The organism is Brucella sp. IR068 (assembly GCF_049065885.1).
Taxonomy (GTDB): domain Bacteria; phylum Pseudomonadota; class Alphaproteobacteria; order Rhizobiales; family Rhizobiaceae; genus Brucella; species Brucella intermedia.
The window spans coordinates 46,862-59,531 of sequence record NZ_JBAKHE010000015.1 but is presented as its reverse complement, the minus strand read 5'-3'; the positions used below and the strand labels follow the sequence as shown (position 1 = coordinate 59,531).

The following is a 12,670-nucleotide window of genomic DNA, read 5'->3' as shown; positions in this document are numbered from 1 at the left end:
CGTCAGAGCAGCGCCGTCTTTCGCAATAACGCACTCCCATAGAGATGCTGTCAGTATCGACAGCTCCAAAGGAATATTTGAAACAAATATATTGCCATGATTCATCGTAATAAGGGTTTGAATCTATGGCTCGCTATAAATACGACTACAAAAATCAAACATATACAATGGATAACGACCTCACGGCGGATATGAAGACCATTGTAGATGGATTTATTTATAATAAACAATATAAAAATTTTCAAAATGGTCAAACCCCCGGCAGGCGCGGAGCTTTCATAAAGACTCATGGGGGAGTTTGTGCGAAGTTTACGATCTCGCATGACGCGCTTGATCCAAACGATCAGCATGTTGCGCTTCTCAAGAAAGGTCTTTTCGCACAGGAAGCCCAATATGACGCATGGGTTCGGTTTGGAAGTGACATCAATTTCGGCGAAAGCGACCGAAACAGCACCATTGGATGCAGTATAAAACTATTCAATGTTCCTGGATTGAATGTGCTCGACTATCCTCCATCGCAGGACAGCCCCAGTCAGCGTACTACCGTCGATTTTCCGCTCCAGAACTACCAGGTATTCTTCGCCAGCGATGCGAAGCAGATGGCCGGATATATGGCAGCAAAAGCCAGCGGCACCCTGAAGGATTTCCGAAATAGACCGGAAAACGAGGCGCTCAACGAAATCATCAATGGCATGATAGCTTCGGATCCTTCGAGCGCCCTGACCGAGACTTACTGGAGTTGTGTGCCTTTCATCCTGGGCATTCCGGAAAGCAATGGCTTTACAAGTTATTGCAAATACATTCTCTCTCCCCGCGCCAATCAGACAACATTGCCCACCAAGGACAAAACCGATCCCGGATTCTTGCGGGCGGATCTGATCGATAATCTAAAAACGGCTCCTTATATTTTCGATTTTTATATCCACCTCCACACCTCACCTTACCAATCTGTGGAAAACGCCTCTGATAACTGGATGGATCCGAATAATCCGGATGGTCCTGAGACGGAGCCTTTCAAAACGAATGACAGCAAGAATATCTATAAGATCGGCACGCTGGAAATTCTGCAGCAGGATATGGCCCAACGAGGCCAGGATGACTACATCGAATCTCTTGCCTTCAATCCTTGGCGCACCCTGCCGGACAACGTTCCTTATGGAGAGATCGCGCTGGCACGAAGAATCTCCTATGAAATCGCCGCCAAAAGCAGGCGTGACCTGAACGGGCAATCCGTTGGTGAACCCGTTAGCCCCCGCCCCCCGGCATTCAACGATGCTGCCTATGATGCGCCTGAGCATGACACCCCGTGGTCAGACGTGAGTTCCAATGTACAGCCGGATACGGAAATCGTCCGCGTGGCCATTCATCCTGGCATCGGCGTCGCACGGGTTGGCAACAGTGAGCTTAAGGATGGCTCGTGGATTCGCGGCGAGGACGACTATACCGATATGTATATCGGTCCGGAAACCGATACGCCTCCTCCCATGCCCCTCAAGAAAATACGGGATGAAAGCGGCAGGATAAAGCGGCAGGCTGCCCGCTTCAGGCTATATGGTTTCAATGCCAAAGGAGACGTCGTCAAGGAAATCCTGCCCGGCAACGGCGTCAACGTCACATGGAAGGTAACCCTGGCCAACAGGAAGGCGCAATGGTTCACCGCCGACCATGCCTGGGACACGGCGTTTTTCGCCTCGGAGGAGCACAAACCCTCCGGCGTCAGGAATCCGAAAGTCGAGGACAGGGCTTCCCTTGCGATCACTCCCGAACCGATGACCATTACCGGCAAATCCCAACGATCTGCGCCGATGACAGGAAAGTTCCTGACGGAAGAAGTGAGTTTGGGAGAATTGCGGACAGACAGCGAAGGCCGGCTTCTGGTCCTGGGAGGTAAGGGACTGGCGGATTCACCATATCCGAACAATCCTGTTCTTGATGGTAACGAAGGTTACTTCAACAATGCTGTAGGCTGGTACGACGACATCGCAGACGGCCCCGTGCATGCCGAGGTGACAATTAACGGCAAGACCTATGATGCGGACTCTGCGTGGGTGTTTAGCGCACCGCCCAATTACGCTCCTGACATTATAGGTTTCAGGACACTTTATGAACTACTCGAAGAGGTGCATACAGAGGCTGGCATGTTGCCGATGCCCAAGGAAGTTTCTTTCATGGAGCACATACTTCCATGCTTGCAGCGGCTCTCCAACTTGTCTTGGGTGAACAAGGGCTTTCATGAACTTTTCGGACCGGGAAAAGAATATGATTTCACGGACCAGAACCTCATTGACAAGCTTAAGACGCCCAAAACTTCCGGATTAGATCCCCATAAGGAAAAGCGGCAGGAAATATTCAGCAAGTTTCACAGCCCGTATGAGGACAAATGCGATCCGCACCAATGGCCATTGCTTTATGGCGACTCCTTTGGCGAGATCGAGGATGATGCAACTCAACATCTATTGAATGTCAATAATCCGCAAGACGTCTTCTCCCTTTCCTATATTCGCTATTCCTGGCTCAAGAAATGGGCTGATGGCGATTTTGTAACCGGATCTCCGTCTCCGATTCATGCATCCTTTGACGATGTACCGATCAATGACCAGCCTGCGATGCTGGACAAAGCCGCCCTTCACTTCTGTCTTGCCGACGCATTCCACCCTGGTTGCGAGCTGACATGGCCAGTCCGCCAAGCCAGTATTTATCGGGGCCCTTTCAGGATAAGAGAGGCAAATGCAGATGAAATTGACGTGCCCGAGCAACACGAACAATTTGAGTACATGGCCGCGCATACGCCGGACAGAGGACTGGGTGCCCAACCCCCCGGTGGCCTGACCCGCTGGATGGCGCTTCCTTGGCATGGAGATACCGCCCGCTGTCGGGCAGGCTACGACGCACAGAATCCTGCCAACTACGGCGAGTACACGCCCGCGTACTGGCCGGCCCGCGTGCCAAACCATGTGCTGACATTTCAGGATTACTTGACAGTGATCGGCCCCCAGAGCCCCGCCGACCGAATTGCGGCCTTTGAAAATCGGAGAAAGTGGTGGCGGTCCTTATCCTCCAATTCCGACAGCCGCGAACCGGGCGAGGCGGAACAGCAGATGCAATATATGATACATAACTTCGATAAATTGGGCATTGTTCTTCTAAAAGAAGGGCCCACCGATTTGGAAAATGTCCCACACAATATCTATGTTGAGCATATCGCGGAATGATATACGACTGCCTCGTGATCGGAGGCGGTACGGCGGGTTCTGCCGCTGCCTTCACGCTCGCAAAAGCCGGTCTCCACGTACTGGTGGTGGATCGGCCGCCGAGCAGGTCACTATACCGGATCGGTGAAAGCCTGCCCGGCCAGGCAATCCATCTGCTGAAAAGAAAAGGCCTTTTCGAATGGGTGCAGCATAGCCATCCACTTGAAAACCCCGGGGACCTGTCGGCTTGGGGATCCCGGGAACTCGTTTCGAATGATTTTCTTTTCAGTTCATACGGGAACGGCTGGCATATCGACCGGGTTGCATTCGACAAATGCCTGCAACAAGCCGCTCAGGCCGCCGGTGCAACTTTTTTCTCCGGTCACATCCGGCGCATCAACCGAGCGGACCCAGAACTGTGGTCCGTTCAACTTGCCCAGGCGACGTTTCGTACTCGATGGCTGATCGATGCCAGCGGACGCCATAGCATCCTATCCCGCAGTCTTGGAATAAGACGCATAAAGGATAGTCCCCTTGTTGCGGTTTACAGCTGGGGGAAAAACCGGTCCAGGGAATCCCGCACCCTTGTGGAAGCAGTTTCCGAAGGATGGTGGTACACTGCTGCCCTGCCGGACGGGCGACGGGTTGCAGCCATGCAGACCAGCGCCGAACATGCCCGTTTCCTGCTTCGGAGCCCGGCCATGTTCGCTGAAGCGATGCGGGATGCGCTGCATCTGAAACGGTATTGCAGTTTCGATCAGACTTGGGAGCGCCCGCGGGGCATTGATGCCAGCGGATCGATCCTAACAACGACAGGGGGAGAGGGATGGACGGCAATCGGTGACGCCGCGATGACCTTCGATCCCTTGTCTTCACACGGTATCTTGAACGCCTTGGCTCACGGAATATTTGGGGCAGAGGCAATAGCGAAAGCCATTGATGGCTCCCATCAAGAATACCACTCTCTTCAGAGAGAAATACAAATCAAAAGAAATACGTATAAAACAGATATAGCATTCTTATACGCAAAAGAAACAAGATGGAATACTTCTTTTTGGAAGGTAAAACATGAATACGAAGCCTAATGTAAATCTAAAAAGCCCGACACTATCTCCTGATACAATAGAAGTGGAAGATGAAGATGCTGTCGTTGCAGTTACCGTCCCGCCATACCCAAACATGAAAGCCGGAGATCATATATATCTGGATGTCGGCCTCTTTACCTCCGAGCCTTACGAAGTTACAGAAAACGATGTCGGGAACAATATTACCCACTTGCTAAAGAGGGAAGAATTCTCCGACCAGGATATGAAACCAAACACCACAATTCCAGTTTCATATATCGTGCCGGTGGAAAGTGTCGAAGGTTATCCTGCCATATCGAATATATCGCAGGTATCGTATCTCAAAGTCTCTTCCGTGAACCCCGATCGCTAGTGCCCCGATGACTTTCGAGTTTATTCCTACATGGATTTAGAACGCTCTGCCCTAAGGGATGTTGGGGGCAGAGGTCGTAATGAGAGCGTTGATGGCGCTTATTCAGAATTTTCGAAAGTTAATTCTAAACAACCTCAGTATAAATTATCTAAAATTAAATAACGCATTTTTAAAGAGGGATCATAATGAAAAAGATTCACGTAACGCCGTCAATTTATCGGTCCGATGACTCTTTGACCAGGAACGCGACACCTAATCAAAATTTAAAGAGCCCAACACTTTCTCCTGAGAAAATAGGGGTTGAGGAAGAAGATTTTGTCGTTCTTGTTACCATACCACCATATCAAAACATGAGAAAGGGAGACCGTGTATATTTGAACGTCGGCATTTCCACCTCTGAATCATATGAAGTCTCAGAGAACGATGTCGGGACCAGCATTATCTTCTTATTAAAAAAGGAACAACTCGCAGGTCAGGACATGAGGCCGGGCGCCACAATTCCGATTTCCTATGCCGTGCCGACAGGAAGCGTTGAAGGCTACCCTTCGGTATCGAACATATCGGAGGAATCAGGCCTCAAGTTCTTTTCGGATATAACGCTCGACTTGACGCCACCGCACTTATCGTCAGGCCTGACATACATGACGGAGCCTCCGCAGAACCTTCCCCCGGTTTCTTCCGCTGTTGTCCTGCAATATGTCGAGGAATTGACCGAAAATGATATACTTTATTTATATGCTGTTGTTGGCGACGGTGAATATGTACACCAAACCCGGATCAATTATCGCAACTCTTCAGTGTCCCCTCAGAATTCATACAAGAGCATACTTATCCCATCAAAGGATCTTTTTCCTCACGCCGGTAAAAAAATCGCCCTATGGTATACCATAAATACCGGTGCAAATGATGGGGGCGCGCTGTACAAATCCACGACCACCGAGATCGACATACCAAATATAATTAGTGGATTACCCGTAGAAATACTAAATAAAGATCTTTCTCAGCTTCTTTCTACCTCAACTACATCAAAAGCATATTTAGGAAACTATTCTTTATATATAAGCATACCTCCGTACATTGATATGTCTAGTGACGATTATATTGTATTGAACACAAACAACGACTACGGATCTAGCAAATCATACGAACTAGCTGCGTCGGACTGGACAATAGACGGGAGCTCTAAAATAAAAATAGACACTTATGCAATAATATCGAATGATATTCAAAGAAGGTCTTTGTCGTACTATTATATAAATTACACCGTATACAAGAATGACGGCAGAAAAATAATCGGAGACTATACATATTTCAGGTATGCGTAGCCAACATTTATAATGTAATTTGTTAAACATCAACAATAAAAAGAGCCCATATTCCCTCTTTTAACGCCCCGTAAATCCTTTAAAGCGGGCAGCTTGCAGGCTGCCCGTCCAGCCCTTCATTGAGGCGCTCGAAACGGGCGCTTGAATGCCCCTCGCTGCGCTGGATATGCAGCACATAGATGCTGTCGAAATCATCGCCACGCCATTTGGGCACCGCAGCTTTATCTCCGCCATTCTCCTGCAGAAGATTCCGGGCCAGCTTGTAGAGCTGCTTGTGCTCCCAGCCGATCAGTATCGTGGCACTGGCATATTGCGGCTGTTCAAGTGCGGCTTGCAGCTTTTCGATCTCGCCATAACCGAAGCGCGTATCGACCGGCATTCCGAAGCGGATCGCCGTCGGCTCCACCGTCGCCAGCGGGCGGATATAGGCGTAGGAAACGCCGCCATCCATCTTCTCCTTTGCGGGATCTGGCGCGAAAATGGCGTCCGGCTTGCCAAAATCCTTTGCAATGACGGCGGGCAGTTTCAGGGAACGGTTAAGGCCCCGGCAGCTCAACTGCCCCATGCCGCCTTCCGGCTTCTCGCCATGGCGGACAAGGATGATCGTCTCGGTGGTTTGCGGGGGCGCGGCATGGGACGCGGTTGCACCAATCAGGAATGCGAAGGCGGTAAGGAAAATCTTGCGCATGAAAACGTTCTCATAAAATCATTCGGCTCAAAAAATCATTCGGCTCGAAAAATCCCGTCAGGCTTTCTATTCGACAGGTTTCCGGCTGCAAATTCAAATAATCGCGAAGGGTGAAGCGAAAAATACGCTGCAGCCGATTCCAATTGCCACAAAACCAGTCTAGAAAAACCTGTTTCTCCCTGCCCTGTCGCCTGCCATGGAGCCCGCGATGACGACACTTGAAAATCCCGAAATGCAAGCGCAACTCCTGTCCGCAGCCCTGCCCTATATGCAGCGCTACGAGAACAAGCATGTCGTCGTGAAATATGGCGGCCACGCCATGGGCAATCCGGAGCTGGGCAAGGCTTTCGCACGGGATATCGCGCTTTTGAAGCAGTCGGGTGTAAACCCGATCGTCGTACATGGCGGCGGCCCGCAGATTCAGGCCATGCTGACCAAGCTCGGCATCGAATCCCGCTTCGAAGGCGGCCTGCGCGTCACCGATGAAAAGACCGTCGAGATCGTGGAAATGGTTCTGGCCGGTTCCATCAACAAGGAGATCGTCGCGCTCATCAATGCCGAAGGCGAATGGGCCATCGGGCTTTGCGGCAAGGACGGCAACATGGTCTTTGCGCGGAAGGCGCACAAGACCGTCATCGACCCGGATTCCAATATCGAGAAAGTGCTGGACCTTGGCTTCGTCGGCGAACCGGCGGAAGTGGACCGCACCCTGCTCGACCTTCTGGCCCGCTCCGAGATGATCCCGGTCATTGCGCCGGTGGCGCCGGGCCGCGACGGCCACACCTACAACATCAATGCCGACACTTTTGCGGGCGCGATTGCCGGTGCGCTGGCCGCAACGCGCCTCCTGTTCCTGACCGATGTGCCGGGCGTGCTGGACAAGGACAAGAACCTCATCAAGGAACTGTCGGTTGCCGATGCGCAGGCGCTCATCAAGGACGGCACGATTTCCGGCGGCATGATCCCCAAGGTGGAAACCTGCATCGACGCCATCCGCCGCGGCGTGGAAGGCGTCGTCATCCTTAACGGCAAGACCCCGCATTCCGTGCTGCTTGAGCTTTTCACCGAGCACGGTGCCGGCACGCTGATCGTGCCTTAAAAAAGAAGCACGTTGATCGTGCCGTAAGGAAAAAACCATGACCGATATTCCGGACAGAGCTGCCTTCGCCCACGTCACGGACTGGGTGTTCGACCTCGACAATACGCTCTACCCGCACGCCGCCAATCTGTTTTCGCAGATCGACGTGAAGATGACGAGCTATGTCGAGGCGCTGCTCAACCTGCCGCGCGACGAGGCGCGCAAGATTCAAAAGCAGTTCTATCTGGAATACGGCACCACGCTGAAAGGCCTGATGGAGTGCCATCAGATCGACCCGGACGACTTTCTGCAAAAGGTTCATGATATCGACTATACGTGGCTGAAGCCCGATCCGGCTCTGGGCGAGGCCATCAAGGCGCTGCCGGGCCGTCGCTTCATCTTCACCAATGGGGATCGCGGCCATGCCGAACGCGCGGCGCGCCAGCTCGGAATCCTCGATGATTTCGACGATATCTTCGACATCGTGGCGGCAGGGCTGACGCCGAAACCGGAACGGGTCACCTATGACCGTTTCCTCGGCTCCTTCGGCATCGATGCGGGCAAGGCCGTGATGTTCGAGGATCTGGCGCGCAATCTGGTCGTCCCCAAAGCGCTTGGCATGAAAACCGTGCTGGTCGTGCCGAATAATTTTGAGCCTACTTTTTCCGAAATATGGGAAAGCGATCCCGAGTTCACCGATCAGGTGGACTATGTGACCGACAACCTGACCCGGTTTCTGGAAGAAATTGTTGCGCCAAGATAGGCATTTCACCGGCCTTGAAAAATGGCTGGACGCGGCAGCGCATCGTGTTCTCGATGCCCTGCCCCGCCATCCCGTCTCCGACGCCCTGATCGAATTTCTGGTTTTCGGGCTGAAACAGGCATGGGCCTGCCTTTTCGGCGGCGCCATGCTGGCGCTCATCATCATCACCCGCTGGTTCTGGCCGGATGGCGGAGCGGGGTTCGTTACCCGCTATGATTTCCTGTTCCTCGCCGCGCTTGCGATCCAGCTCGCCATGCTGGTCTTCAAGCTGGAAGCGTGGGAGGAAGCCAAGGTCATCCTCATCTTCCATGTGGTCGGGACTGCGATGGAGGTGTTCAAGACCCATGCCGGTTCATGGGTCTATCCGGAGGAAAACTTCTTCCGCATCGGCGGCGTGCCGCTCTTTTCCGGCTTCATGTATGCGGCTGTCGGCTCCTATATGGCCCGCATCAACCGCATTTTCGATATCAGGCTGAACCACTATCCACCGCTCTGGATGACCGTAGTTCTGGCTGCGGCGATCTACATCAATTTCTTCGCCCACCACTTTATCCAGGACATGCGCTGGCTGCTGTTTGCCGCGACCTTCGCGCTTTTCTGGCGTACCTCCATGCATTACCGCGTCTTCCGCTTCCGGCACAAGATGCCGCTGCTGATCGCCTTCCTGCTGACCTCGCTCTTCATCTGGATCGCCGAAAACATCGGCACTTGGTCGAGGGCCTGGCTTTACCCCAACCAGCGCGACGGCTGGGAGTTCGTATCGATGAGCAAGCTCGGCTCGTGGTATCTGCTGATGATCATCTCGGTGGTGCTGGTGACGCTCGTTCACCGTCCTCGTCCCTATCGAGCAGAAGATGAGCTGCAAAAAGAAACGCCCGAATAGATGCGCGTACAAACAAAGAGACAGAGCGGTCCCAATGACTCCGTTTTAACCGGAACCGCTCTGGCCGAGCGCATCGCACAGAATATCCGGGACGATCAGAGCTTGTAGAAATCCCTGATCTGCCCCCAGGCTTCGTCGGCGGTTTCCACGAAATTGAGCAGTTCGATATCGGCGGGCGAAATCGTGCCCTGCTCGGCCAGAAACTCGATATTGATCGCCTTGGTCCAGAACTCCTTGCCGAACAGGATCAGCGGCAGGCGCTCCATCCGGTTGGTCTGGATCAGCGTCATCGCCTCGAAAAGCTCGTCCATCGTGCCGAAACCGCCGGGGAAGACGCAGATCGCCTTGGCGCGCATGAGGAAGTGCATCTTGCGGATCGCGAAATAATGGAAATTGAAGCAGAGGTCGGGCGTGACATAGGCGTTTGGCGCCTGTTCATGTGGCAGCACGATGTTGAGCCCGATGGTCGGCGCGCCGACATCGGCGGCACCGCGATTGCCCGCTTCCATGACGCCCGGGCCGCCGCCCGTCACCACGATGAACTCGCGATAATAGGTGGTGGCGGAATATTCCGAGCAAAGCCGCGCGAATTTGCGCGCTTCCTCGTAATATTGCGCGTTGGCTTCGAGGTTCTTCTTCTGGACCTCGTTCTTGGCCGCCCAGGCCTCGCCGCCGGGTTCGGGAATGCGCGCGCCGCCGAACATGACCACGGTGGACTTGATGCCCCGGTCGGCCAGAATCATTTCCGGCTTCAGCAATTCCAGCTGCAGACGCACCGGGCGCAGGTCGCGCCGGGTCATGAACTCGTCGTCCGTGAATGCAAGGCGATAGGCCGAAGCTTCGGTCTGCGGCGTCTGCGGTACGGTTCGCGCCTGCTTGACAGCTTCCTCTGAATTGGGGAACGGCGTCCAGCCGGACTTCTCCATCGGGTTCATGCTACTCACCTGCTCCTTCATTCCGCCATGCAAAGAATTGAACATTCATTCTGGCGCTAATTGCTTAATCTGTCTCAAACGTGGCGCCGCAATCGGATCACGAACGCGATTGACCCATATGGCGCCATCGCTTAATCAATTTCCCAGCAAACGGGCTGGACCTTTCCCGCCTGCCTTCCGCCGCCCCATTCATGGAGACCGCACCTTATGACCAAGCCAGACCTCGCCTCCCTTGAGAAGACAATCGACAAGGCTTTCGACGAGCGCGACGGCATCAATACGGCAACGCGCGGCGAAGTGCGCGATGCCGTCGAACAATCGCTCATTCTGCTCGACCGCGGTGAAGCCCGTGTCGCAGAAAAACAGGCGGACGGCAACTGGCATGTCAACCAATGGCTGAAGAAAGCGGTTCTGCTCTCTTTCCGCCTCAACCCGATGGAAGTCATCAAGGGCGGCCCCGGCCAGTCGTCATGGTGGGACAAGGTTCCCTCCAAGTTCGACGGATGGACAGCCAATGAATTCGAAAAGGCGGGCTTCCGCGCCGTGCCGAACTGCGTCGTGCGCCACTCGGCCTATATCGCGCCGAATGCTATCCTGATGCCGTCCTTCGTCAATCTCGGCGCCTATGTCGATGAAGGAACGATGGTCGACACCTGGGCGACGGTCGGTTCCTGCGCACAGATCGGCAAGAATGTTCATCTTTCCGGCGGCGTCGGTATCGGCGGCGTGCTGGAGCCGATGCAGGCCGGCCCAACCATCATCGAGGACAATTGTTTCATCGGCGCCCGCTCGGAAGTCGTTGAAGGCTGCATCGTGCGTGAAGGTTCCGTGCTCGGCATGGGCGTCTTCATCGGCAAATCCACCAAGATCGTGGACCGCGCGACGGGCGAAGTCTTCTACGGCGAAGTGCCGCCCTATTCCGTCGTCGTCGCCGGCACCATGCCGGGCAAGAACGTTCCCGGCGAAAACTGGGGCCCGAGCCTCTATTGCGCCGTCATCGTCAAGCGCGTCGATGAAAAGACCCGCTCCAAGACCTCGATCAACGAATTGCTGCGGGACTAGAACGCGTCTGTTTGGTGGATCGCCGAAATCGGTCCACGCTTTTCGGGATGCGCTTTGAGACGCAGGCATATCAAGGAAAAAGGCGACGCCGCTGGCGTCGCCTTTTTCATAACTGGTCGCCCCTTCGGATGGCGCAATGCCTCTGATCCGGGCAGTCCGGGGAGACACTGACGCCATCCTCCGGGGAGATAGTTTTAAAGCTTTCCGGTTGCCCTGCATGGCTGATGCGTGAGGGGGACGAACGCAGAGCCACGCAGGACGACCGGGAGTCTCAACTATCAGAACCGATTAGTTCTGGTAGCTGGACGGGGAAGCGTCGCCGAAGCGGTGAGCCGAACCATCCTGGCTGACCGGCGCAGACTGGCGAATGGCAGCCGGAGCCGTATAGTCGATGTTGCTGCGGGTCGAAGCGACCGGGGTTTCGCCGGGAAGCACGAAGGCCTTGTCCTGGGCAGCCATTTCAGCAGGCTGGCCGACAAACGGGTTTTCGGCATAGGCGGCACCGGCGCTGAGAGCGACAGCAAGGGCGGCAAGAGCAAACTTTTTCATATCTCTATTCCTTTTCCATAGCGTCCCCGACATCGGCTTTCACCGGTCGAACCTCAATTTCGGGCTCGTGTTCGGGCTCAGGGGGGACATTCGGTTACTTGGTAGGTAACTGGCGGTTATCTGGCGGTTGTCTAATGGCAATCCGCCGGTTGGCTGGGCCTTCGTGGCCCGCCCTACGGTGTCAGGCACATCTGGGAGGAAATGCCCCGACACCTTCGGGATGACATGCAATGTGGGTATTCATGCCCGGCCCGTCAGGACCGGAAAGACCAAAAGTCCGGAAGGACTCTTAGTTCTGGTAAGAGGAAGGCGATGCATCACCGAAGCGGTGAGCCGAACCATCCTGATAGACCGTTGCCTTGTTGATCGAGGCAGGAGCCGTGTAGTCGAGCTTCTGGGCAGCGACCGGGGTGCGGTCGTTTGCATAAAGATCGGCAGGTTCGCCAACATGCGGGTTTTCTGCGAAGGCGGCACCGGCGGTAAGAGCAAGAGCAGCGGCAGCAAGAACAATCTTCTTCATTTTCCTATCTCCTTGGAAAGTGGAGCGGCGTTTGTTCGTCGTTCCGATGCAGCTGAAATGGGTGACAGTGAGCAAAAGTTCCAGTCACGAAAATGTTTTCTTGATCACACATTTGTGCGTCCAATTTTTTGAATTTGAGCCAAACTGATTTGAAAAATCAAATAAAAACAATAAATTGATTGATATACCAGCAATCACACGACTGTTACAAAGGTGTCTTTGTTCAAGAAGCGCGAACA

12 protein-coding genes are annotated in these 12,670 nt (G+C 53.9%); 8 read left to right on the top strand and 4 right to left on the bottom strand.

Annotation, left to right across the window (positions count from 1 at the left end; all coding sequences use genetic code 11):
* Window positions 1-125 precede the first annotated feature (125 nt).
* The 4 genes from ACOWVS_RS19965 to ACOWVS_RS19950 all read left to right on the top strand — a co-directional run bounded on the left by ACOWVS_RS19965 (window position 126) and on the right by ACOWVS_RS19950 (window position 5,953).
* Window positions 126-3,212, top strand: a complete 3,087-nt coding sequence (locus ACOWVS_RS19965) for a LodA/GoxA family CTQ-dependent oxidase (RefSeq protein WP_075042314.1) — start codon at window positions 126-128, stop codon at window positions 3,210-3,212.
* Window positions 3,209-4,276, top strand: a complete 1,068-nt coding sequence (locus ACOWVS_RS19960) for an NAD(P)/FAD-dependent oxidoreductase (RefSeq protein WP_063881526.1) — start codon at window positions 3,209-3,211, stop codon at window positions 4,274-4,276. The genes ACOWVS_RS19965 and ACOWVS_RS19960 overlap by 4 nt, the downstream gene beginning before the upstream one ends.
* Entirely contained in the window at window positions 4,260-4,628 is a 369-nt protein-coding gene (locus tag ACOWVS_RS19955; RefSeq protein ID WP_113387999.1) for a hypothetical protein, read from the top strand. Before ACOWVS_RS19960 ends, ACOWVS_RS19955 begins: the two co-directional genes overlap by 17 nt.
* Before the next feature lie 185 nt (window positions 4,629-4,813).
* The gene (locus ACOWVS_RS19950) at window positions 4,814-5,953 is read left to right on the top strand and encodes a hypothetical protein (protein WP_112702347.1); all 1,140 of its coding nucleotides are present in this window, start codon (window positions 4,814-4,816) and stop codon (window positions 5,951-5,953) included.
* Between the two features lie 79 nt (window positions 5,954-6,032).
* Here the strand turns inward: ACOWVS_RS19950 and ACOWVS_RS19945 are convergent, their stop codons facing one another.
* A complete protein-coding gene (locus tag ACOWVS_RS19945) occupies window positions 6,033-6,641 on the bottom strand; it encodes a hypothetical protein (protein ID WP_063881529.1) in 609 nt (202 codons plus the stop codon).
* Between the two features lie 208 nt (window positions 6,642-6,849).
* On the opposite strand from ACOWVS_RS19945, the gene argB reads away from it, so the two are divergent.
* The 3 genes from argB to ACOWVS_RS19930 are packed head-to-tail and all read left to right on the top strand — an operon-like array spanning window position 6,850 to window position 9,365.
* Complete coding sequence (gene argB, locus ACOWVS_RS19940; RefSeq protein ID WP_006472297.1) at window positions 6,850-7,740, top strand: acetylglutamate kinase; 891 nt, start codon at window positions 6,850-6,852, stop codon at window positions 7,738-7,740.
* Window positions 7,741-7,777: 37 nt separating this feature from the next.
* The gene (locus ACOWVS_RS19935) at window positions 7,778-8,482 is read left to right on the top strand and encodes a pyrimidine 5'-nucleotidase (RefSeq protein ID WP_025090810.1); all 705 of its coding nucleotides are present in this window, start codon (window positions 7,778-7,780) and stop codon (window positions 8,480-8,482) included.
* Window positions 8,469-9,365: a DUF817 domain-containing protein gene (locus ACOWVS_RS19930; protein WP_063881530.1), complete on the top strand. Its 897-nt coding sequence runs from the start codon at window positions 8,469-8,471 to the stop codon at window positions 9,363-9,365. Before ACOWVS_RS19935 ends, ACOWVS_RS19930 begins: the two co-directional genes overlap by 14 nt.
* 95 nt (window positions 9,366-9,460) lie before the next feature.
* Here ACOWVS_RS19930 and ACOWVS_RS19925 read toward each other — a convergent pair whose 3' ends face one another.
* Window positions 9,461-10,300, bottom strand: a complete 840-nt coding sequence (locus tag ACOWVS_RS19925) for an LOG family protein (protein ID WP_031346854.1) — start codon at window positions 10,298-10,300, stop codon at window positions 9,461-9,463.
* Window positions 10,301-10,507: 207 nt separating this feature from the next.
* Here ACOWVS_RS19925 and dapD point away from each other — a divergent pair, with 207 nt between their 5' ends.
* Window positions 10,508-11,362: a 2,3,4,5-tetrahydropyridine-2,6-dicarboxylate N-succinyltransferase gene (dapD, locus tag ACOWVS_RS19920; protein WP_006467573.1), complete on the top strand. Its 855-nt coding sequence runs from the start codon at window positions 10,508-10,510 to the stop codon at window positions 11,360-11,362.
* 288 nt (window positions 11,363-11,650) lie between these two features.
* Here dapD and ACOWVS_RS19915 read toward each other — a convergent pair whose 3' ends face one another.
* Window positions 11,651-11,911, bottom strand: a complete 261-nt coding sequence (locus ACOWVS_RS19915) for a hypothetical protein (protein ID WP_006467574.1) — start codon at window positions 11,909-11,911, stop codon at window positions 11,651-11,653.
* A gap of 289 nt (window positions 11,912-12,200) precedes the next feature.
* Window positions 12,201-12,431 carry a hypothetical protein gene (locus ACOWVS_RS19910; protein ID WP_006472293.1) on the bottom strand — a complete coding sequence of 77 codons (231 nt, stop codon included), beginning with the start codon at window positions 12,429-12,431 and terminating at the stop codon, window positions 12,201-12,203.
* Window positions 12,432-12,670 lie beyond the last annotated feature (239 nt).

Excerpts from the sequence above, each read along its gene's own strand:
- ACOWVS_RS19965 (WP_075042314.1), top strand. The coding sequence starts at position 126 with ATGGCTCGCTATAAATACGACTACAAAAATCAAACATATACAATGGAT.
- ACOWVS_RS19960 (WP_063881526.1), top strand. The coding sequence starts at position 3,209 with ATGATATACGACTGCCTCGTGATCGGAGGCGGTACGGCGGGTTCTGCC.
- ACOWVS_RS19955 (WP_113387999.1), top strand. The coding sequence starts at position 4,260 with ATGAATACGAAGCCTAATGTAAATCTAAAAAGCCCGACACTATCTCCT.
- ACOWVS_RS19950 (WP_112702347.1), top strand. The coding sequence starts at position 4,814 with ATGAAAAAGATTCACGTAACGCCGTCAATTTATCGGTCCGATGACTCT.
- ACOWVS_RS19945 (WP_063881529.1), bottom strand. The coding sequence starts at position 6,641 with ATGCGCAAGATTTTCCTTACCGCCTTCGCATTCCTGATTGGTGCAACC.
- argB (WP_006472297.1), top strand. The coding sequence starts at position 6,850 with ATGACGACACTTGAAAATCCCGAAATGCAAGCGCAACTCCTGTCCGCA.
- ACOWVS_RS19935 (WP_025090810.1), top strand. The coding sequence starts at position 7,778 with ATGACCGATATTCCGGACAGAGCTGCCTTCGCCCACGTCACGGACTGG.
- ACOWVS_RS19925 (WP_031346854.1), bottom strand. The coding sequence starts at position 10,300 with ATGAACCCGATGGAGAAGTCCGGCTGGACGCCGTTCCCCAATTCAGAG.
- dapD (WP_006467573.1), top strand. The coding sequence starts at position 10,508 with ATGACCAAGCCAGACCTCGCCTCCCTTGAGAAGACAATCGACAAGGCT.
- ACOWVS_RS19915 (WP_006467574.1), bottom strand. The coding sequence starts at position 11,911 with ATGAAAAAGTTTGCTCTTGCCGCCCTTGCTGTCGCTCTCAGCGCCGGT.
- ACOWVS_RS19910 (WP_006472293.1), bottom strand. The coding sequence starts at position 12,431 with ATGAAGAAGATTGTTCTTGCTGCCGCTGCTCTTGCTCTTACCGCCGGT.